The 21,204-nt window shown below is 31.3% G+C and carries 20 protein-coding genes; 8 read left to right on the top strand and 12 right to left on the bottom strand.

The window, feature by feature from the left end:
* Nucleotides 1-6 precede the first annotated feature (6 nt).
* The 11 genes from Q9Q97_RS08485 to Q9Q97_RS08535 all read right to left on the bottom strand — a co-directional run bounded on the left by Q9Q97_RS08485 (nt 7) and on the right by Q9Q97_RS08535 (nt 10,397).
* A complete protein-coding gene (locus tag Q9Q97_RS08485; protein WP_306156160.1) occupies nt 7-786 on the bottom strand; it encodes a polysaccharide biosynthesis/export family protein in 780 nt (259 codons plus the stop codon).
* Between the two features lie 69 nt (nt 787-855).
* Nucleotides 856-2,271: an undecaprenyl-phosphate glucose phosphotransferase gene (locus tag Q9Q97_RS08490; protein ID WP_306156161.1), complete on the bottom strand. Its 1,416-nt coding sequence runs from the start codon at nt 2,269-2,271 to the stop codon at nt 856-858.
* Between the two features lie 5 nt (nt 2,272-2,276).
* On the bottom strand, nt 2,277-3,371 hold the full coding sequence (locus Q9Q97_RS08495) for a DUF1972 domain-containing protein (protein ID WP_306156162.1): 1,095 nt from the start codon (nt 3,369-3,371) through the stop codon (nt 2,277-2,279).
* Nucleotides 3,368-4,453 carry a glycosyltransferase family 4 protein gene (locus tag Q9Q97_RS08500; protein WP_306156163.1) on the bottom strand — a complete coding sequence of 362 codons (1,086 nt, stop codon included), beginning with the start codon at nt 4,451-4,453 and terminating at the stop codon, nt 3,368-3,370. Before Q9Q97_RS08500 ends, Q9Q97_RS08495 begins: the two co-directional genes overlap by 4 nt.
* Nucleotides 4,454-4,504: 51 nt before the next feature.
* Nucleotides 4,505-5,389, bottom strand: coding sequence for a glycosyltransferase family 2 protein (locus tag Q9Q97_RS08505; protein ID WP_306156165.1), 885 nt, complete (start codon nt 5,387-5,389; stop codon nt 4,505-4,507).
* Complete coding sequence (locus Q9Q97_RS08510; RefSeq protein WP_306156166.1) at nt 5,382-6,530, bottom strand: EpsG family protein; 1,149 nt, start codon at nt 6,528-6,530, stop codon at nt 5,382-5,384. Before Q9Q97_RS08510 ends, Q9Q97_RS08505 begins: the two co-directional genes overlap by 8 nt.
* A 32-nt stretch (nt 6,531-6,562) precedes the next feature.
* Nucleotides 6,563-7,351 (bottom strand): phosphorylcholine transferase LicD, encoded by a 789-nt coding sequence (locus Q9Q97_RS08515; protein WP_306156167.1) that lies wholly within the window; start codon nt 7,349-7,351, stop codon nt 6,563-6,565.
* 1 nt (nt 7,352) lies between these two features.
* Nucleotides 7,353-8,600 (bottom strand): oligosaccharide flippase family protein, encoded by a 1,248-nt coding sequence (locus tag Q9Q97_RS08520; protein WP_306156168.1) that lies wholly within the window; start codon nt 8,598-8,600, stop codon nt 7,353-7,355.
* A gap of 10 nt (nt 8,601-8,610) precedes the next feature.
* On the bottom strand, nt 8,611-9,339 hold the full coding sequence (locus Q9Q97_RS08525; RefSeq protein WP_306156169.1) for an SDR family NAD(P)-dependent oxidoreductase: 729 nt from the start codon (nt 9,337-9,339) through the stop codon (nt 8,611-8,613).
* Entirely contained in the window at nt 9,336-9,800 is a 465-nt protein-coding gene (locus Q9Q97_RS08530; protein WP_306156170.1) for an adenylyltransferase/cytidyltransferase family protein, read from the bottom strand. The genes Q9Q97_RS08525 and Q9Q97_RS08530 overlap by 4 nt, the downstream gene beginning before the upstream one ends.
* 150 nt (nt 9,801-9,950) lie before the next feature.
* Entirely contained in the window at nt 9,951-10,397 is a 447-nt protein-coding gene (locus Q9Q97_RS08535; RefSeq protein WP_306156171.1) for an adenylyltransferase/cytidyltransferase family protein, read from the bottom strand.
* Nucleotides 10,398-10,671: 274 nt separating this feature from the next.
* Between Q9Q97_RS08535 and Q9Q97_RS08540 the strand changes: the two genes are divergently transcribed.
* The 4 genes from Q9Q97_RS08540 to Q9Q97_RS08555 all read left to right on the top strand — a co-directional run bounded on the left by Q9Q97_RS08540 (nt 10,672) and on the right by Q9Q97_RS08555 (nt 14,984).
* Nucleotides 10,672-11,634 (top strand): T9SS C-terminal target domain-containing protein, encoded by a 963-nt coding sequence (locus Q9Q97_RS08540; RefSeq protein ID WP_306156172.1) that lies wholly within the window; start codon nt 10,672-10,674, stop codon nt 11,632-11,634.
* A 90-nt stretch (nt 11,635-11,724) separates the two neighbouring features.
* A complete protein-coding gene (locus tag Q9Q97_RS08545) occupies nt 11,725-13,587 on the top strand; it encodes an ABC-F family ATP-binding cassette domain-containing protein (protein WP_125723215.1) in 1,863 nt (620 codons plus the stop codon).
* A gap of 117 nt (nt 13,588-13,704) precedes the next feature.
* Nucleotides 13,705-14,181, top strand: a complete 477-nt coding sequence (locus tag Q9Q97_RS08550; RefSeq protein ID WP_306156175.1) for an FKBP-type peptidyl-prolyl cis-trans isomerase — start codon at nt 13,705-13,707, stop codon at nt 14,179-14,181.
* 23 nt (nt 14,182-14,204) lie between these two features.
* On the top strand, nt 14,205-14,984 hold the full coding sequence (locus Q9Q97_RS08555) for an O-methyltransferase (protein ID WP_306156176.1): 780 nt from the start codon (nt 14,205-14,207) through the stop codon (nt 14,982-14,984).
* 57 nt (nt 14,985-15,041) lie between these two features.
* On the opposite strand, the gene Q9Q97_RS08560 is transcribed toward Q9Q97_RS08555, so the two are convergent.
* Nucleotides 15,042-15,701 (bottom strand): DUF6565 domain-containing protein, encoded by a 660-nt coding sequence (locus tag Q9Q97_RS08560; RefSeq protein ID WP_306156177.1) that lies wholly within the window; start codon nt 15,699-15,701, stop codon nt 15,042-15,044.
* Between the two features lie 294 nt (nt 15,702-15,995).
* On the opposite strand from Q9Q97_RS08560, the gene Q9Q97_RS08565 reads away from it, so the two are divergent.
* From Q9Q97_RS08565 to secA, 4 genes are all read left to right on the top strand, one after another.
* The gene (locus Q9Q97_RS08565; RefSeq protein WP_306156179.1) at nt 15,996-16,682 is read left to right on the top strand and encodes an ABC transporter ATP-binding protein; all 687 of its coding nucleotides are present in this window, start codon (nt 15,996-15,998) and stop codon (nt 16,680-16,682) included.
* A gap of 104 nt (nt 16,683-16,786) precedes the next feature.
* A complete protein-coding gene (locus Q9Q97_RS08570) occupies nt 16,787-17,356 on the top strand; it encodes a cob(I)yrinic acid a,c-diamide adenosyltransferase (protein WP_306156180.1) in 570 nt (189 codons plus the stop codon).
* A gap of 193 nt (nt 17,357-17,549) precedes the next feature.
* Nucleotides 17,550-17,771 (top strand): DUF2795 domain-containing protein, encoded by a 222-nt coding sequence (locus Q9Q97_RS08575; protein WP_007138072.1) that lies wholly within the window; start codon nt 17,550-17,552, stop codon nt 17,769-17,771.
* Nucleotides 17,772-17,858: 87 nt separating this feature from the next.
* The gene (gene secA / locus Q9Q97_RS08580; RefSeq protein WP_306156185.1) at nt 17,859-21,200 is read left to right on the top strand and encodes a preprotein translocase subunit SecA; all 3,342 of its coding nucleotides are present in this window, start codon (nt 17,859-17,861) and stop codon (nt 21,198-21,200) included.
* Nucleotides 21,201-21,204 lie beyond the last annotated feature (4 nt).

Here is a 21,204-nt window from a genome sequence, read left to right on the forward strand (position 1 = left end):
TTTTTCTTATTTAAATATTAAAACTGAAAGTGAAACTAAAATGGAAACCGCAGATATTATTACTGAGGTATTTGGTCCTACTGCAGACGAATTCACTTTTGTTTTATTTGGCTCAACATAAACTACATCGTTTTGAGCTAAATAATAAAATGGAGAATTAATAAAATCAGACTTGGTAATATTTACTCTGTTATAAGATTTCTTGCCGTTAGTTTCTCTTATAATTAAGATGTTGTTTCTTTTCCCGTAAACAGTTAAATCTTTTCCCATACTCAATGCTTCTATTAAAGTAATCCTTTCAGAAGCAACAGAATAGGTTCCAGGCATATTGACCTCACCTTGTAAAGAAATTTTAAAGTTGGTAATACGAAGATTGATAATTGGATTTTTGATGTAGCCACTAATTTTATTTTGCAGTAAATGAAGTACTTCAGTACGAGACAATCCTCCTACTTTAATTTTTCCTAAAACTGGAAACTCAATATTTCCCTCAAAATCAACTAGATATTGCTGTACAGTTTCCTGTCCACGTGTTATGTCTAATCTATTTCCAGAAGTACTGTAGGTTTTTAAATTAAATGGTAAAGCCGCTTCGACATCATCTGCAGAAACTATAATCATTAATAAGTCATCAGGCTGTATTTTAACTTCATAGGATTCTCCTCCCTTATCGGTAATTTTATCAATATCCTGATAATAAACAATATTTTTCCGTGAAGCACAGGAGAACAAGAATAATAGTGATAAAAAAACAACGCTTTTTATCCAAAACATTTTAGATTTCATTTTATTAAAAATTTTAATAATCGCATTGCAATTATTTTTTGAAAGTATTTATAAGAAGCTGTACTACACTCAATACGCATTTTTCTCACCATGGAAAATATTTAGAACTGTTTTAATAATGATTCTAAAATCTAGCAGTAAACTCCAGTTTTCGATATACCAAATATCATAATCAACTCTGTTTTTCATATCTACAAGCTCCTTGGTTTCACCTCTATAGCCATTTACCTGAGCCCACCCAGTAATACCCGGTTTTGCATAATGACGAACTAAATAATTATTGATTAGCTCCCGATATTGATTAGTATGATTTACCATGTGTGGTCTAGGCCCGACAACTGACATATCTCCAATTAAGACATTAAAAAACTGAGGAAGTTCATCTATACTAGTCTTACGCATAAAGGCACCAAACTTTGTAACTCTGCAATCCCCTTTGTGAGCCTGCTTAGTGTCTGACGCATTATTTATTTTCATACTTCTAAACTTTAAACATTTAAAAGATTGATTATCTCTTCCAGAACGTTCTTGCTTAAAAAATACTGGCCCACGAGATTCTATTTTTATAATAAACATTACAACGGGAAACAGCCAAGGAAATATTAACAGGATTACAAGTGCAGAGAAACATAGATCGAATACTTTTTTTATAAATCGATTGACTGCGTATTCTAAAGGTTCGGGGTGAAAAATTAAAATCGGAGTATTTTGATAATATGAAACTTGAACTCTATTAGATTTTGTGTACTGCTGAAAATCGGGAACAAATTTGATTCGAACCATATTCTGATCGCAAATTTGTGTCAATTTATTTATTACAGAAATTTGGTTAATGTGAAGTGCAATATACATTTCATCGACTTTTTCGCTTTTAATGAATTCTTCAATTTCATCAAAACCTCCAATGTAAGTCTCCTCTTTTTCAAGTGTTATTGGACTGTCATCAAAAAAACCTAAAAACCGATATCCATTTGTTAAATCCTTAGCTAGAGTTTTTCTAATCTGTTTTCCCGCTACATTTGCTCCAACAATGACAAAATTTCTAAAATTATAGCCTTTAGCCCTAATGCATTTTAATAATTTCATCGATGTATATCTGGAAAACATCAGGAGTATAAAAAAGAATATATAGAAATAACCTAACCTAAATCTAGATATATCAGAATAGTTTAAAAAGAAAACAAATGCTATAATTATTGATGCATGAATTACAATCTTTTTAATTGTTCTTGTTAGCATCGACTCTATAGGTTCGATTCGAATTATTCTATACGAATCATTAAAGAGCAATAAGGAAATCCATACTAAATTACCTAATAATGATATGGTCTGTACTTCTTTTAAATGCAATCTTCCTACATTACCATATCTTGCAATAATAGATAATACAATGCATAAATTGAAAATTGCTAAATCTGAAAGAATAAAAATTAGTTTGAAATAACGGGAAAAGCGATATTGGGCTAATCCTTGCAAAATATTCATGATAATTACTTTAAAATATCTTTAAAATGATTGGCATACTGATCTATAATTATCTTCCAATCATAAAAATCAATTATTTTTCTTTTGTTATTCGCTAACATTTCCTGAAACCATTCTAAATGATAGTCTGTACTTATCAAATGATTTGCGACATCATCTGCATCTAAAAAATAAATTGCATCATCACCTAATATATATTTGTTGAAATCATTGTAATTTGCACATATTAGACTATTAGATGCCATTGCTTCAAGCAAAGATGGATTTGTACCTCCGACGGTATGCCCATGAAAATAAATTCGTGAATAAAACCTCAAATTGTTTAAGATATCTATATCGTAAATACTTCCTAAAAATTGAATTTGTGAATAATTTGAAAATTTAGTTTTTAGATATGTCCCATAAGATGTTTCATAATTCCCTATAACTAGAAAAGGATTTTTTAAGTCTGATTTAGAAACACCCTCTAAAATAATTTCAATACTATTTTCAGGTTCTAATCTTGCAATTAGCATATCAAAATTAAAAGCAGATAACTTGTATTTTTCAAGTACATCTGTCCTATTATTTTCAAAAAGAGTGGCTCCATAAGCAATATAGGTAGACGATACATTATATTTGTTTTTTAGATAATTTTGTATTCCAATTGAATCAGAAATTAAATGATCACTACATTTAACAGCAAGATATTCAGCATACTCTAGAAACTTTTTAACTAGTTTCGAGTACTTGGTTCTTTTCCATTCTAGACCATCCATATTTGTAGTAATCACAGCCTTTCTAGGCATTAACCAACTCCAAATAGAACTACTTGTGTATCCTAACTGCAATACGATATCGCAATTTTGCTTTCTGACATCTAAAATGCAATTTAAATCATAGATAAACTGTCCTGCTGTACCAAGTCTATCTTCTGGATCATAGCAATGGACAATTTGTACACCATTCCATTGTTTTTCCTGATAAGGATGATTATGGGAATTATAAACAATAACTTCAAATCCTTGCTTTATTAAACCTAAAGCAAGATATTCTGCACATTGTTCAAAACCTCCATAATAATTAGGAATCCCTCTAGTTCCTATTATTGAGATTTTCATTTATTTAAAACTAAATTATAAGCCTTTAATGTCTTTTGTGCCGTTTTTTCCCAAACATATTCAGCTAATATTAAATCCTTTAAAGAGTTGTTCTTTTCTTTACTATAAGCAAGCAAAACTGCATTTTTAATAGAGCGAACATCATCAGGTTCACAATAAAAAGCAAAATCCTTAAAATATTCTTCTGTATCACCTTTTCGAGTAATAACAATATTACAATCCATAACAGCAGCTTCTATCGAAATTAATCCAGTGGTTTCGAACCAACTAGGAAGAACATGTACCTTTGACGCTTTCAAAATTGCTGCTAATTCTTTGTGACTAACATGGTCAATCATTTGCATATTTTCATTTTCTTCAACTATTTTTTTACACTCTTTATAATAATCTAAGTGATTGGGCGCAGGCTTTCCTATTATTGTCAAATACAAATCTGATCCCCGTAGTGCTTTTATTAAATTCAATTGGTTTTTTAGTCCTTCAATTCTTCCAACGCAAAGAATATGATTTTTAAAATTTTCGTTTGGAATAATTCCGTCGTTAAAAACTTTTAGATCTATTGAATTTGGTATTTTTAGATATGGTGTCTTAACATTATATTTTTTGACAAATCGTATATATTCGCTATGTGAGTTTGGAAGCAGAAGACTTGCTTTGTCAGCAATATATTTAACTGATTTTCTATGGCCATTTAACAGATAGAATTTGGAATTTATTTTATCCCCATTTTTTAAAAATCTTGCAATAGTTTTTGCATACTCTAATGTATCACTGCTAAATAATTTTGTCAATAGCCCAATAGCACCACTTCGATTTCTTTCAAATTCACTATAATCAACAAATATTGTAGAAACTATAAATGGGAGTCTAGATTTTAAAATGTGGGGCAAAATGTCATCTGGTCGAATGATATTAAAGAAATGTATTAAATCATAAGTAGAATAATCAATAGTGTCAGAGCCAATACATAAGTCTACTATAATACCAAACTCTCTTAGATATTTAGCCGTATTATTTATTTGAACCGTATCGCCACCAGGCACTGTGTTTAGTGTCTTTCTGGCAACCATTAAAACTTTCATTCAATCAATTAGTCAATAACCAGTCTCTTTTAACAGCAAACTGATATTAATTTATAGCTTAATATTTTTATGTTTATTTAAATAACCATCTGCAAATTCACTGATTATGCTTAAATAAACTTTTGTTTTTTTTTGTTTAATAAATTCAAAAAAAAGTCTGTAAATTAAAATTGCAATATGTGATTTTAGAATTTTCACTTTTACTTTTAAACTTGAAACAGAATTATCAATTATTCTTTCGGACCTGCCTAACTCTTTTGCATAATCCAAAACATAATTTTCATTTAACTTGTCATTTATTTTATGGAGAATATTTTGATTAGGATGATAAAACATTTTATACCCTTTTTTATGTGCTCTATTTTGATAATCTATCTCCTCACCTCCGGCAAGTTTTTTCTTCGTACGTCCTAATTCATTATCATAAAAGCCAATATTTAAGGCATCTTTTTTTCTTATAGCAAAATTCCCTCCCATCAAATGTTTAACATATTTTGGCTGATCACCTAAATCAAAAACACTTACCAAAAAATAATATTTTCTTGGAAGCCAATCAGGAATCTTGATTTTAAAAGGTAAAACTTTACCCCCAGCTACAATAATATTGTTATTCGAAAAAATTTCATCACAAGTATTGAAATAATCTTTTACTAGTTCTATATCATCATCTAGATAAACTAGAATTTCTCCCTTAGATTCCTTAATTCCTCGATTTCTAGCATTTGACAAACCTTGGTTAACCTCTAAAAAATACTTTATAAAGCTATGTTTTTCATATTTATACTTAAGACTACTTGTACTATCCGTCGAATTATTGTCTACTATGAGAATTTCTGTATCATTTCTATGTTTTACATCTTTTAAAATAGACTCAATTGTTTCTTCTAGTAAATAAAATCTATTGTATGAGCATATAATTATACTATATTTAATCATGATAGAATATAAATTGTATTGGTGCAACTTCTGCGGCATTATTATAGATACCTCTGTAATAAAACAAAAGCATCGCTATGCAAACTAAAAGCGCAATAGGTTTAATAATTTTTGTTTCAGATTTTTTTAAAACCTTAAAGATGTAAAGCATCAGGAAGGATAATATGATTAGTCTGAAAAATATAAAGTAATCAGAAATTCTTTCAAGTATAAAGTTGCCCTTGAACATTCTCGAAAGTATAACTCCTATAAAAAATAGATTATAATATTGTATAAAATAATATTTTTTAAAACTTTCTTTTAATCTATTATAGAATATGATAATCATAAAATCAATAAAAAAAAACAGAAAAACAGATAAACCTTCACCAACCATATGTTCCTCAGTATAATCACGAAGCATATCTAAATTTTCCATATAATAATTATAACCTAGTAGATTAATCAAAGGGTTTAAGTAATTTAAAAGAATCATAAAAAACTTTGGAAGAATAAAAACTGCTGATAAAAAAAAAACAATTTGCTTTTTTACATTTTTAAACCACTCAATCTTTATTACTGGCAGTAAGATAAATAGTAAGGAAACTGTTTTGTGTATAGACAAGGCTAATATTGCCATCAAAAAAAGCGTGTAGTAATTCTTTTTATTTAATAATTGTATGCAATACATAGATATTAAAAATGCTAATGTCTGTCTCATTGCATTCATGCTTACAAAAAAAAGAAGACTAGTAAAAAAAAAATAAAGATACCAATACCTTATAAAAGGAATACTTTTTAAAAAGAGCATCAAAAAAAGTATTTGTAAAAAAGCAATAACAATGAATAATGAGTAACTCTCAAATCCAAAATTAACAAGAAATTTGTTCAGAAAAACAAATCCAAAATCATTATCAACAGGGAAATTGCCAGTATATTTCAGTTCTTTATACCACTGTGTGTAACCTGCATAATCTCTACCGACATTATACCTTAAACCAATAATTAATGTGTAAAAAAGTACAGGAATAATAAAACCTGGCACATTTAAATCTAGTTCAACCCTATTGTTAATCCTCTTTTCTTTAACGAAAATTTTAAAAAAAACAATTACTAATATTGGAAACAAAGTATAAAATACATATGTAGCTGTATCTTCCAAAATATTTTATTAGTTTAATAAAATTTGTTTTATTAACGAATTTGATCCAAAATTTTAATCTTATTGGAATGATTTACACGCTTTTCCCTTGAAGGTAACGCCATAAAATCTCCATATTCATCTATCAAATATTGATCTACGTCATTAGGTGCATTAAATTCAAAGTCTTCGAACTTGATTTTTCGTACTGGAAAGCATGTCGCTAATTTGTGTGGAGCATAAAAACCAGTTCCATATGCATGAGAAAATCTATTTACAATAAATAATCCAATAAACCTTAATCCAAAAACTACCAACGAAGAGATATAATAAACTAATTTTGAAATTAATTGCCAAAGAATGCCTTTTTTAAACTTGTATTTTAATTCACTATATCTACAATCTAAAGGCTTTTTAATTTTTTCATTTATACAAATTTGTTCAAATGGAAAAATGTCTATAAAAAGACCATTGAATTTATAGCCGAATTCTATAGTGCAATTTTCTTCAATCTCAGAATTTAAATCTCGTATTTTAGCAAAACAATGTTTATAATTAGAATCCGTTTTTCTAGTTTGCAACTTATAATTTTCTGGAAGTTCTTTTTCAAGACAATTTAATAATCTTTGATAATCTTTTTTCTCTACCCCCACATCAAAATCATCATCCCAAGGGATAAATCCTCCATGACGTCTTGCACCCAACAATGTACCAGACATTAACCAATATGTTACATTATGTTTGTGGCAGATACTATCAAATTCTTTCGCAATTTCTAAAATACGTAATTGTCCTTTTCGCAAATCAGACCCAATTGGGTTATATTCAGATAAATCTTCCATCTTAATTTAATCCTAATTTTTTTATTCCTTTAATTCTTAGAGACAATACTGTAAATTCTGTTAAAAAGACCAATACAGCCACCGTTATTACTGTAATATTATTAGTTAAAAACAAAATGGTTAGTCCAGATATATGAAATATAGAAGATATGATCACAGTTTTATTTGTATATTTTGAATGCCCAAAAGCCCCTAGTAAAGGATACCCAAGCAAAATAGACGGTATAGTGACCAAGCACACTCCTAATAAAACTTGGAATACTGTGATACTAATAGATGCCACATTTTTATATATTAATAACATAATAAAATCTGCATAATAAATTGCTATTGGCAAAACAATACTATTAAGTAAGACTACTGCTTTAAAAATTTTACTAAACATCTTCAAATCTTTATGCTTAACCATATAGGGATATATTGCACCATTTAGCGGGCTATATACATTCTGGATCGTACTATATAATTTTTCTGCTGCAGAATAATACCCTGCTGCCATATTTCCTCCAACAAGACCTAAAACAAAAGTATTACTAACTGTATATAGAGATACCGAAATTCGAGACATAAAAAACTGCGAGCTATTTCTTAAATATTCCTCTATTCGTGAAATGGACACGAGCGAATATTTCAAACTTACATTAAACTTTTTCTTTACGATATAAATAGCAATCATCCCTGACGTTATTGAGCCTAACCCATAAAAAAAAGGAACTAATAGATAATCGGAATCAGATTTTACGAGAAAAAAAATTGGAATGATAGCTAGAGTGCGTGTTACAATATTTATTTTAGTGATATATTTCATCTGTTCCATCCCTTGAAAAAACCAAGCTGGCATTAATACTGTTCCAAATACAGTAGTGTATGATAATAAATAAAGCCAGCAATTATGATAAAACTTATCGAAAGAAAAGATTACTAAGACTAAGATTACAAGACCAATTACAAAGAGCAAGATTTGGCTAATTAAAACATTTACAAAAAAAACATCTCTCGCTTGCTTTTCATCTCTATTAGCAGAAATAAACTGTACTCCATATAAATTAAATCCAAAATCGGTTAAAACAATAAAGTACTGTGAAAAAGCAGTTGCAAAACTCGTTAGTCCGAAAACTTCAACACCTAATGTTCTAAATAAATAAGGCACTGTGAGTAAAGGAAAAATATAATTAGCCCCTTGTAAGATTACTAACGAAAAGAAGTTAGAGACTAAGGATGATTTAAAATTGATTAACTTAAAAAACATTTTTTATAATCTATGACATTGCGTATGCACCATCAACAACCAGAATTTCTCCATTTACATAAGTATTCGTAATTAAAAACCAATAAGCATCTGTCAACTCAGTTGGCTCACAAAAACGCCCTAAAGCTATTTTTTTGCGGATATTTTTTTTCTGACTTTCAGGTTTTGATTTTTGCCATCCTGTATTGACAAAACCAGGTGCAATTGCATTAATTCTTATTTCTTGTGGTGCAAAAACTTTTACTAAATTTTTAACTAATGCATGAACTGAAGCCTTGGTCACTCCATAAGATAAAGAAAGAGAATGTGGATAAATCCCCATTAAAGAGCCTGTAAAGATTATTGAACCTCTATATTTTATTTTTTTTGTAATTGCTTGCAACAAAAATGTTGGAAAATGTATATTAACATTAAATACTCTTTGCCAGTTTTCTTGTGTAATATTTTCAAAATCTGACCTACAAGTCAGTCCTGTATTAAAAATTAGTACATCAAGGTAGATATCATTATTAAATAAATATTGAGAAATAATATCTATTTCTTGTAGGTTTCCGCAATCGACTTTTAATAAATTTATTTTACTTTTAGGGAATAAATTCTCAAATTCATCTTTAGTTTTACAAGCCGTTTTATTATCAGATAGATAAATTAAAACTAAATTATAGCCTTCCGCTAACAAACGCATTGCCACTGATTTTCCTATTCCTTTTGTACCGCCTGTTATTAATGCTGTCTTCATTTTACTTTAATTTCAGGATTGCTATGTTTGTCAGTAACGTTTTTTAACTCCTTATATTTATAAAAGATATCTTCTTTCAATTTAGAAGAAGACACACCATCTCCATAAGGAAAATAAAAAACTTCGATTCCTAAATCTCTTAAATAATCATATTTCCCTACCCAATCATCGCCTACCACAAAAGCATCAATATTTAAATTTTTAACAAGTTCTGTATGATCTAATGAGCGTTGCGGAATAACTATATCTGGATATTTCAAAGCTTCTAAAATAGATAAACGCTCTTCAAAAGGAATAATTGGTGCTTTTTTATAAGAACAAACCAATTCATCAGAACTTACACCCACAATTAAAACTTCGCCTAATCCTCGAGCGTATTTAATCATTTTCAAATGATTTGAGTGAAACATATCAAACGTTCCAGATGTATAAATAATTTTTTTCTTTCTATTTGCCATCATATCAATAGATTTTAATTTTAGAATCCTGTTTGCAAATAATAATTCAAGCTGATTGTTTCTTGAAAATCAAATTCTCTAACAATTACAGCACACTCTTCGTATGCTAATCATTTCAATATTTGATATTCTAGAATTAACCCTATTAAAAAATTATTTATCGCAAGCAATATTCCTTAACCGCAGCCCACTACTCCCTGTCATCACTTCTTTTCTTAAACCACTACTAGAAAAACGATGATCACGAGTATTAAAATATATTTCTATACCTTTCTCTTCACAATATTCTCTTCCTGTAAAATTTTTGTTCTTATATTCATCCCCAACTATTCTGATATCAATTTTATAAGAACGTAAAATATCTTCTAAATCCTGTTCTGTAGTGTATGGAATAACTTCATCGACAAATTTGCAACCTTTAAGTTGGATGTATCTTTCTACAACGGTTTGTGTTGGTTTATTTTTTTCGGGTCTATCAATTGTTGGATCGGTTTGTAATCCTGCAATTAAATAATCGCATTTTTGCTTAGCTTCTTCCAACATTTTAATATGCCCTGCATGGAGCAGATCAAAAGCACTAAAAGTTATTCCTATTTTCATAATTATAAATGGCAGATTTCTCATTTCATGGTACAGCTCCGCATCTCCAAGTCACATGAAATTGGAAATTTAGAACCTATTTTTCTCGGTCAACATAAAATAGAGAACTTTCGTTTTTTCTATTTTTTGCAAAAGTATTTAGCATACAGATTAAATAAAAGTTAAAAAGTGAGAATTACCTTATTCTATCACAATTATGGCTTCATGTGTATCCGCTAAAATAGGTCGTAGGAGATATTAAAGTCTTAACTTTACGGTGTCTAAGCAGTATAAAATGAAAGTTGCTCTATTGTTTTTATTAATAAGTATAACCGCACAAAGTCAGGTTTTGGGGTGTACTGATAGTATCTCAAAAAATTTTGATTCGAAAGCTATAATAAATGACGGCAGTTGTTTTTATGAAAATGTAAAATTAAAACCCGAATATTCTTTTCGCTTAAGTGATTCATTAAAAGAAACTTCAGGATTAATTTCCTTTGAGAATTTATTATGGACGCATAACGACGATCACGATACTACAATTTATGGTTTGGATTCATTAGGGAAAATCAAGAAAAAAATTGTTCTTCCTGAAGTTATCAATCATGATTGGGAAGAAATCGCTCAAGACAACACACATATTTACATTGGAGATTTTGGAAATAATTATTCTGGAAACAGAACTGACTTGAAAATACTTAAAATTGAAAAAAAATCATTTTTACACGAAAACCCAAAAATTGAGACTATCTCATTTTCTTATTCCGATCAGACTGATTTTTCTCCTTCAAAACCTAATAAAACTAATTTTGACTGCGAAGCTTTTATTGTTTCCAAAGACAGTATTTATTTGTTTACCAAACAATGGAAATCTTCTAAAACCTCCATTTATTCGCTTCCAAATCAGTCAGGAATGCAGATTGCGAAATTAAATGCGACTTTAGATAGTAAAGGGTTAGTAACTAGCGCCACATATTTGAAAGAGAAAAAACTAATTGCTTTGTGCGGTTACACCAAAGCTGGAAAACCATTTCTATACCTTCTATACGATTTTAAAAATCCGGATTTTTTATCAGGAAATAAAAGACGAATCGATTTAAAACTTCCTTTTCATCAAGTGGAAGGAATTGCAACAAAAGATGGACTTCATTATTTTATTACAAATGAATCTCTTGTTCGAAAACCTATTTTAAACAATCCGCAGCAAATTCATTATTTAGATTTGAGTTCGCTGCTTGGTTTGTATCTTCATAAATAATTCGCAAATGCAAGATAATAGTTTACTTTTGCAGAAAGTTATGTTTTAGAAAATATTCATAACCCATAATTTATAACTTACAATTACAAAGTGAATTACTTATCTGTAGAAAATATATCGAAGTCATTTGGCGAAAGAGTCCTTTTTGACAACATTTCTTTTGGAATCAATAAAGACCAAAAAATCGCTTTTATTGCCAAAAATGGTTCAGGAAAAACAACTATAATGAGCATTATTAATGGTTTGGAAGAGCCTGATACTGGACAAGTTGTCTTACGAAAAGGAATTAGAATGGCATTTCTTTCGCAGGATAATAATCTTCAGGATGAATTGACTATTGAAGAAAGTATTTTTGCTTCAGATAATGAAACGCTTAAAGTTATTGAAGCTTACGAAAAAGCTTTAGAAAATCCTGCTGACGAAGAAGCCTACCAAAAAGCTTTTGATGCTATGGATCAGCATAATGCATGGGATTTTGAAACGCAGTACAAGCAAATTCTTTTTAAATTAAAGCTGGAAGATTTTAAACTTAAAGTAAAAAATCTTTCTGGAGGACAGAAAAAACGTCTTTCATTAGCTATAATTCTAATTAACCGTCCAGATTTATTAATTCTAGATGAGCCGACTAACCACTTAGATCTTGAAATGATCGAGTGGCTTGAAAGCTATTTTGCTAAGGAAAATATTACGCTATTTATGGTAACGCACGACCGTTTCTTTTTGGAGCGCGTTTGCAACGAAATCATCGAATTAGACAACGGAAAACTATATCAATACAAAGGAAATTATTCTTATTATCTTCAGAAAAAGGAAGAACGAATCACTTCTGAAAATGCGAGTATAGATAAAGCGAAAAACTTATTTGTAAAAGAATTAGAATGGATGCGCCGCCAGCCAAAAGCGAGAACGACCAAATCTAAATCTCGTCAGGACGATTTTTATGTTATTAAAGAAAAAGCACAAAGCCGACGTAAAGAAAATAAGGTGGAGCTTGAAATAAATATGGAAAGAATGGGAAGCAAAATTATCGAGCTTCACAAACTTTCTAAAAAGTTCAAAGACCGTGTTATTTTAGACAACTTCAGTTTTGATTTTCAGCGTGGAGAAAGAATTGGAATTATCGGTAAAAACGGGACTGGAAAATCGACTTTCTTAAATCTTTTGACTGGAACAATTCCGCCTGACAGCGGGCGCGTTGTAAAAGGCGACACCATAAAAGTGGGCTACTACACGCAATCTGGAATTAATCCGAAACCGGGACAGCGTGTTATTGATATTATAAAAGAATACGGAGAGTATATTCCATTGACAAAAGGAAAAATTATTTCGGCTTCACAATTATTGGAGCGTTTTCTTTTTGATGCGAAAAAACAATACGATTATGTTGAAAAATTAAGCGGTGGTGAATTAAAACGTTTGTATTTATGTACCGTTTTAATTCAGAATCCGAACTTCTTGATTCTTGATGAGCCAACAAACGATTTGGACATTGTGACTTTGAATGTCTTAGAAAGTTTCCTTTTAGATTATCCTGGATGTTTATTGGTAGTTTCTCACGACCGTTATTTTATGGACAAGATTGTCGATTATTTATTTGTCTTTAGAGGAGAAGGAGAAATCGAAAATTTCCCAGGAAACTATTCTGATTTCAGAGCTTATGAAGATAGTGCTGATGTCGCTCAAAAAGAAGAAAACAAAGCTGAAAAAAAAGATTGGAAACAAAATAATCCAACAGGAAATTTAAGTTTCAATGAGCAAAAAGAATATCAAAAAATAGAAAGGGAAATTAAAGATTTAGAAATTGAAAAAACTAAGATCGAACAATTATTCTCTGACGGAAAAGTAGCCGATGCAGATATCGAGAAAAAAGCCAATGAACTTCAAAATATAATCAATAAAATAGACGCAAAAGAAGAACGCTGGTTTGAGCTTTCTGCTAAACTTGAGGGTTAATTTCCTAAAGACTCACAAAAAACACGGATATACGTCAAGCTTTTTTATGCCTTTTTGAGCATCCTTTGCGAAACAAACATTTTTTTATATATTTCAACACATTAAAACAAATACCACATGAAAAAATTATTAGCTGCTTTATTTACTTTAACGCTTTTTGTTTCATGCTCAAGCTCTAGTCCTGATGATATATTACCACCACCAAAGGACTACACGGAGCAGAATGAAAAAGAGATCGCAGATTATCTTGCTAAAAACAATTTAACCGCAAAACGAACAAGTACGGGATTATACTACATAGTTAATGAAGAAGGCACGGGAAAACAGCCAAGTATATTATCTACTGTAACTGTTAAATACAAAGGATATTTTACATCTGGAAAAACATTTGATCAAAGTAAAGATGCTGGAGCAACTTTCCCTTTAAATAAAGTAATTAAAGGTTGGCAAGAAGGAATTCCATTTTTTAAGGAAGGCGGAAAAGGAGTTTTACTAATACCATCGCATTTAGGATATGGAAGTTATGACGATCCAAGAGGCATTCCAGCAGGTTCTGTACTTCTTTTTGACATCGAACTAATTTCAGTAAACTAATTTTGTAATCTGGAAAGTAGAAAATGCTGTTTCAAATCAAAGCTTATCTAAAATTTCTCTGGTATTCTAAAAACGAACATGCGGTTCATTCGCCCTTTGTTTTTAATTTACTGACAAAATGCTTCTATGATAAGAAGACAAAACCAGAATATGCAATTCTAAAAAAATATAGAAAATCGCTTTTAGGAAACAAAAACTTCATTGAAGTGACCGATTTTGGAGCTGGTTCAAGAGTTTTCAAATCAAATAGAAGGCAAATTTCTAAAATTGCACAAACAGCTGGAATTTCGCCAAAACGAGCTGAATTATTATTTCGTGTAACGAATTATTTTCAGCCTCAAAATATTCTGGAAATTGGAACTTCTTTAGGTTTGGCAACTTCTGCTTTAGCATTAGGCAATCCAAAAGCAAAAGTCATTACTATTGAAGGCTGTCCAAATACGGCAGGAATTGCACAAAATCAGTTAAATGATTTTGATTGTAAAAATGTTGAAAATGTAGTTTCTGAGTTTGAATCTTTTTTAATATCTGAAAACATTCAAGCTACAAATTACAATCTGATTTATTTTGACGGAAATCATTCTAAAAAAGCGACTTTAGAATATTTTGAACTCTTGTTGCCAACTATAGATAATGATTCGATTTGGATTTTTGATGATATTCACTGGTCTGAAGATATGGAAGAAGCTTGGGAAATTATAAAAAACCATTCACAAGTAAAAGTCACGATTGATACTTTCCAATGGGGATTTGTATTTTTCAGATATGAACAGCCAAAACAGCATTTTATTATAAGAACATAAAAAAAGACGATCATTAGTGATCGTCTTTTTTTTTACTAATTCAAAATTTTAAAAGTCTTATTTTTTAGCATCTTTATTTTCTTCAGATTTAGCTCCCATTCTGTTTACAGTATACATTGGTGCAAATTTAACTTTCAAACCAGCGATTTTACGGTTATCCTCTGCAGACAAACCTTCTTTTTCTACTGTATTTTTACGGCTGTCAAGAGCTTCATACATTAATTTGATTTCATCCCAGTCTTCTCTAGAATAACTATCTTTATTGTTTTCTACTGTATGAACAAACTGCTGATAAACGCTATGAATATTCTGAGCATTTACCCAGCTAAAATTCATATCATCACCAATTTTTCCTGCACCAAACAAAGCATCTCTCAATGATTGTTTCGGACTAGAAGCTGGAGGGGCAAATTGGGCGGTAATTTCATTTTTAAATTCCTCGTATTTAATTTTACTTGCATTTACTTTCTCAGTCGCAGCAGCATTGTCTTTAATATCTGCCAAAGCTGCTTGAGCTTCTTGAGATCTTCTATCATACTCTGCTTCAATACTTTGCCAATTATCTTTCAGATCAGCCGTTGCCACATTTTTAACAGAGTCAACATAAACAACATAGCTGTCTACTGTTTTTTGAGCTTTCTCTTGTTTTTCATCTTTACACGATGTAAAACCTAATGCAATTAATGCGATAACGATAGTTATTTTGATATTTTTCATAATTCTGATTATTTAATTAATTATATAACCAAATTTACTCAATAACCAAGTTAATAAATTACATTATTATCATGTTTTTAAAATTAAAAATGTTTTAAAACTATAAAAACCATAAAATAATGATAATTAAATAAAAATTAAACAAAATTATATAACAATATTTGTTCGGGTTTATGAAATTCTATTAACTTAAAAAAGTACTCTACCATTATATGTAACAAAATCCAATTCTGAACTACTTATGGTTTTATTGAAAAGTGTTTTGTACTTTTAAATCCAAAATTGTAAAACGAAATGGCTGAACCATTAATTAAGATAACCGACATTAAACGAAATTTTATTTTGGGCAATGAAACGGTTTATGTTTTAAAAGGAATAGATTTAGAAATCAACAAGGGCGAATATGTCGCTTTGATGGGACCTTCTGGATCTGGAAAATCTACATTAATGAATTTATTGGGCTGTTTAGATACGCCCACTTCTGGCCATTATGTTTTAAACGGAAAAGATGTCAGCAAGATGAGAGATGATGAATTGGCTGAAATTCGAAACAAAGAAATCGGTTTTGTTTTTCAGACTTTTAATCTTTTGCCAAGAACTACTGCTCTAGATAATGTTGCATTGCCAATGATTTATGCAGGTTACGGAAAATCGGAACGAATTGCCCGTGCCACTGAAGTTCTAAAACAAGTAAATCTAGCCGATAGAATGGATCACCAACCCAATCAGCTTTCTGGAGGACAGCGTCAGCGTGTTGCTGTTGCCCGAGCATTGGTCAACAAACCTTCTATTATTCTTGCCGATGAACCAACTGGAAACTTAGACAGTAAAACTTCTGTAGAAATAATGAAGCTTTTTGGTGATATTCATGCGCAAGGAAACACTGTAATTCTAGTAACTCACGAAGAAGATATTGCGGCTTACGCGCATCGTGTAATTCGTTTACGTGACGGTTTGATAGAAAGTGACACAACTAAATAATTTTATATTTCTGATTTTAGACTTTAGATTATTTTTCTAAATCTAAAAATTTTAGACAACAGCTTTTCAATCTAAAATCATAAATCTACAATCTAGAATAAAAAATGAAAGTATATACCAAAACAGGCGACAAAGGAACCACAGCACTTTTTGGTGGCACCCGCGTTCCAAAAGATCATATTCGCATTGACAGTTACGGCACTGTTGACGAATTAAATTCTTATATCGGATTAATTCGCGATCAGGAAATCGATTCGCACTATAAAACCATTTTAATAGAAATTCAAGACCGTCTTTTTACTGTTGGTGCCATTTTGGCAACTCCACAAGAAAAAGAAGTTTTAAAAAATGGAAAACTTCGCTTAGAAAATCTAGGCATAATTGATTCTGATATTGAATTGCTCGAAAATGAAATAGATAAAATGGACGAAAGCCTTCCTCCAATGACACATTTCGTTTTACCAGGCGGTCATCCAACCGTGTCACATTGTCATATAGCACGCTGTATTTGCCGACGAGCAGAGCGTTTAGCTGTACATTTAAGCCATAATGAACACGTTCCAGAAATCGCTATTACATACTTAAACCGACTTTCTGACTACCTTTTTGTCTTGGCACGAAAGTTGTCCTCAGACTTAAAAGCGGAGGAAGTAAAATGGATTCCCAGAAAATAAATTTCTGCAAATTTCAATTTTTCTAAACCCCAAATTCCAACAAAAATCGAAGTTTTACGGGCTGTTTTTGGAATTTGGAATTTGATTTTTGGAATTTTACAAGTGACGTTCTTAATTTTTATTAAAATAAATCAAAATTTACTTGTCTTTTTCAGTAAAAAATTTATTTTTGCACAAACTAAATAGATAACAGATGTATTGGACATTAGAATTAGCATCTTATTTAAGTGATGCGCCATGGCCTGCTAACAAAGACGAACTTATAGACTACGCTATTAGAGCTGGTGCTCCATTAGAAGTAGTAGAAAACCTTCAATCAATCGAAGATGAAGGTGAGATATATGAATCAATGGAAGAAATTTGGCCTGATTATCCAACAGACGAAGATTATCTTTGGAATGAGGATGAATATTAAAAAATAAACCAAATGAAAAAGTCTCTCATCATAGAGACTTTTTTTTTGGTTCAAATACATATATATAATAAAGAAATACAATAAATCATGAGTTTCATAAACAGTATTATTAAAGTCTTTGTCGGCGATAAGTCGCAGAAAGATGTCAAAGCTTTACAACCTTACTTAAATAAAATTAAAACATTCGAAGCTCCTTTAATGAGTCTGTCAAACGACGAATTAAGAGGAAGAACCGTTTTTTTTAAAGACAGAATAAAAGAAGCTAGAGCTGATAAAGATGCTAAAATTGCTTCGCTTAAAGCTGAAGTAGAAAACATCGAAGACATCGATAAAAGAGAAGACATTTATGATGCTATAGATGCTCTTGAAAAAGAAGCTTATGAAATCTCTGAAAAAACTTTATTGGAAATTCTTCCAGAAGCGTTTTCTGTAGTTAAAGAAACGGCTCGCCGTTTTAAAGAAAACTCTCATATTGAAGTTACTGCAACTGCAAAAGACCGCGAATTCTCAGCTGCAAAATCATATATTACTATTGAAGGCGATAAAGCAATCTGGGCTAACAAATGGAATGCTGCTGGAAAAGATATCACTTGGGACATGATTCACTACGATGTTCAGTTAATCGGTGGTATGGTATTGCACGAAGGTAAAGTTGCCGAAATGCAAACTGGAGAAGGTAAAACTTTGGTTGCTACTCTTCCACTTTACTTAAACGCTTTGACAGGAAATGGAGTTCACTTAGTAACGGTGAATGACTACTTAGCAAAACGTGATAGTACTTGGAAAGCGCCTTTATTTGAATTCCATGGTTTATCTGTAGATTGTATCGATAACCACCAGCCAAGTACAGAACAAAGAAAAAAAGCTTACGACGCCGATATCACTTACGGAACCAACAACGAATTTGGTTTTGACTACTTAAGAGATAATATGGCACACTCTCCTAGCGATTTAGTGCAGAGAAAACACAATTTTGCGATTGTCGACGAGGTTGACTCGGTATTAATTGATGATGCTAGAACACCGCTTATCATTTCTGGACCAGTTCCTCAAGGAGATCGTCACGAATTCAACGAATTGAAACCAAAAATTGAAAACTTAGTTGCGCAACAACGTCAGTTAGCGAATGGTTTCTTAGCTGAAGCTAAAAAATTAATCAAAGAAGGAAATACTAAAGATGGAGGTTTCTTATTATTAAGAGCTTACAGAAGTTTACCTAAAAATAAGGCATTAATTAAATTTTTAAGTGAAGAAGGAATTAAACAATTGCTTCAAAAAACTGAAAATCAATACATGCAAGACAACAATCGTGAAATGCATAAAGTTGACGAAGCTTTGTATTTTGTGATTGAAGAAAAAAATAATCAGGTTGAATTAACAGATAATGGTATTAAATACCTTTCTGGAGATACAGATGCAGATTTCTTCGTGTTACCAGATATTGGGACAGAAATCGCTGCGATCGAAAAACAAAAATTAGACAAAGACGCTGAAGCTGAAGCCAGAGAAAGATTATTCCAAGATTTTGGTGTAAAAAGCGAGCGTATCCATACTCTTACTCAGCTTTTAAAAGCATACGCTTTATTCGAAAAAGATGTAGAGTATGTTATCATGGACAACAAAATTATGATTGTCGATGAGCAAACAGGTCGTATCATGGATGGACGTCGTTATTCTGACGGTCTTCACCAAGCGATCGAAGCTAAAGAAAATGTAAAAATTGAAGCTGCTACTCAGACTTTTGCTACTGTTACATTACAGAATTACTTCAGAATGTACAATAAATTGGCTGGTATGACTGGTACAGCGGTTACAGAAGCTGGAGAGTTATGGCAAATCTACAAACTGGATGTTGTTGAAATTCCGACAAACCGCGGAATTGCAAGAATCGACAAAGAAGATTACATCTATAAAACAACACGTGAGAAATTCAATGCTGTTATTGAAGACGTTACTGAATTATCTCAAGCTGGAAGACCAGTATTGATCGGAACAACTTCTGTAGAGATTTCAGAATTATTAAGCCGTATGCTTAAAATGAGAGGAATCACGCACAACGTATTGAACGCTAAAATGCACAAGCAAGAGGCGCAAATCGTTGAAGAAGCTGGTAAAGCTGGAGTTGTAACTATTGCAACAAATATGGCTGGTCGTGGTACCGATATTAAATTATCTCCAGAAGTAAAAGCTGCGGGAGGTTTAGCAATCGTGGGTACTGAGCGTCATGATTCTCGTCGTGTAGACAGACAGTTACGTGGTCGTTCTGGTCGTCAGGGAGATCCAGGAAGTTCTCAGTTCTACGTTTCTCTTGAAGATAACTTAATGCGTTTATTCGGTTCTGAAAGAGTTGCGAAAGTAATGGACAGAATGGGACTTAAAGAAGGTGAAGTTATTCAACATTCTATGATGACTAAATCTATCGAACGTGCTCAGAAAAAAGTAGAAGAAAACAACTTTGGTGTTCGTAAACGTTTATTAGAATATGATGACGTAATGAACTCTCAGCGTGAAGTAGTTTACAAACGTCGTCGCCACGCATTGTTTGGTGAGCGTTTGAAATTGGATATCGCGAATATGCTTTATGATACTTGCGAGTTAATCGTAAGCAACAATAAAGTAACAAACGATTTCAAAGGATTTGAATTTGATTTAATTCGTTATTTCGGAATTACATCTCCAATTTCTGAGGCTGATTTTGCTAAATTATCAGATATCGAAGTTACTGGAAAAGTATACAAAGAAGCTTTAGCTTTCTACACTGAAAAAACAGAAAGAAGCGCAAGAGAAGCTTTCCCAATTATAAAAGGCGTTTTTGAAGAGCCAAATAACCATTTCGAAAGAATTGTAGTTCCATTTACAGACGGAATCAAAACTTTGAATGTGGTTACTGACTTGAAAAAAGCTTACGAAAGCGAAGGTGCTCAATTGATTGCTGATTTTGAGAAAAACATCACACTTTCTATTGTTGATGAAGCTTGGAAAAAACATTTACGCAAAATGGACGAATTGAAACAATCTGTTCAATTGGCTGTTCACGAACAAAAAGATCCATTGCTTATCTACAAATTAGAAGCTTTCAACTTGTTTAGAGGAATGTTGGACAACGTGAACAAAGAAGTAATTTCATTCTTATTTAAAGGTGATTTACCTGCTCAAAACGTACCAGAAATTCACGAAGCAAGAGAAGTTCGTCAAAAAGAAAACTTACAGTTAAGTAAAGACGAAATTCCAAACAGCGAAAGCATCAACCGTGAAGCTGGAGAAACACAACAGCGTCAGGTTACAGAAACTATCGTTAGAGATATGCCAAAAATCAACAGAAATGACACTGTTACGGTTCAAGAAGTTGCAACTGGCAAAACTGAAGAAATGAAGTTTAAAAAAGCAGAGAGCTTAATCGCTTCTGGCGAATGGGTTTTAGTAAAATAATAAA

The sequence above is a fragment of the Flavobacterium sp. DG2-3 genome (assembly GCF_030730925.1).
In the GTDB taxonomy this organism is placed as follows: domain Bacteria; phylum Bacteroidota; class Bacteroidia; order Flavobacteriales; family Flavobacteriaceae; genus Flavobacterium.

What these genes read in the sequence shown, in the direction of transcription:
- Q9Q97_RS08550 (WP_306156175.1), top strand. Translation starts at nt 13,705, where the DNA reads ATGAAAAAATTATTAGCTGCTTTATTTACTTTAACGCTTTTTGTTTCA.
- Q9Q97_RS08500 (WP_306156163.1), bottom strand. Translation starts at nt 4,453, where the DNA reads ATGAAAGTTTTAATGGTTGCCAGAAAGACACTAAACACAGTGCCTGGT.
- Q9Q97_RS08490 (WP_306156161.1), bottom strand. Translation starts at nt 2,271, where the DNA reads ATGAATATTTTGCAAGGATTAGCCCAATATCGCTTTTCCCGTTATTTC.
- Q9Q97_RS08530 (WP_306156170.1), bottom strand. Translation starts at nt 9,800, where the DNA reads ATGATGGCAAATAGAAAGAAAAAAATTATTTATACATCTGGAACGTTT.
- secA (WP_306156185.1), top strand. Translation starts at nt 17,859, where the DNA reads ATGAGTTTCATAAACAGTATTATTAAAGTCTTTGTCGGCGATAAGTCG.
- Q9Q97_RS08505 (WP_306156165.1), bottom strand. Translation starts at nt 5,389, where the DNA reads ATGATTAAATATAGTATAATTATATGCTCATACAATAGATTTTATTTA.
- Q9Q97_RS08565 (WP_306156179.1), top strand. Translation starts at nt 15,996, where the DNA reads ATGGCTGAACCATTAATTAAGATAACCGACATTAAACGAAATTTTATT.
- Q9Q97_RS08555 (WP_306156176.1), top strand. Translation starts at nt 14,205, where the DNA reads ATGCTGTTTCAAATCAAAGCTTATCTAAAATTTCTCTGGTATTCTAAA.
- Q9Q97_RS08515 (WP_306156167.1), bottom strand. Translation starts at nt 7,351, where the DNA reads ATGGAAGATTTATCTGAATATAACCCAATTGGGTCTGATTTGCGAAAA.
- Q9Q97_RS08570 (WP_306156180.1), top strand. Translation starts at nt 16,787, where the DNA reads ATGAAAGTATATACCAAAACAGGCGACAAAGGAACCACAGCACTTTTT.
- Q9Q97_RS08525 (WP_306156169.1), bottom strand. Translation starts at nt 9,339, where the DNA reads ATGAAGACAGCATTAATAACAGGCGGTACAAAAGGAATAGGAAAATCA.
- Q9Q97_RS08520 (WP_306156168.1), bottom strand. Translation starts at nt 8,600, where the DNA reads ATGTTTTTTAAGTTAATCAATTTTAAATCATCCTTAGTCTCTAACTTC.
- Q9Q97_RS08560 (WP_306156177.1), bottom strand. Translation starts at nt 15,701, where the DNA reads ATGAAAAATATCAAAATAACTATCGTTATCGCATTAATTGCATTAGGT.
- Q9Q97_RS08535 (WP_306156171.1), bottom strand. Translation starts at nt 10,397, where the DNA reads ATGAAAATAGGAATAACTTTTAGTGCTTTTGATCTGCTCCATGCAGGG.
- Q9Q97_RS08540 (WP_306156172.1), top strand. Translation starts at nt 10,672, where the DNA reads ATGAAAGTTGCTCTATTGTTTTTATTAATAAGTATAACCGCACAAAGT.
- Q9Q97_RS08485 (WP_306156160.1), bottom strand. Translation starts at nt 786, where the DNA reads ATGAAATCTAAAATGTTTTGGATAAAAAGCGTTGTTTTTTTATCACTA.
- Q9Q97_RS08575 (WP_007138072.1), top strand. Translation starts at nt 17,550, where the DNA reads ATGTATTGGACATTAGAATTAGCATCTTATTTAAGTGATGCGCCATGG.
- Q9Q97_RS08495 (WP_306156162.1), bottom strand. Translation starts at nt 3,371, where the DNA reads ATGAAAATCTCAATAATAGGAACTAGAGGGATTCCTAATTATTATGGA.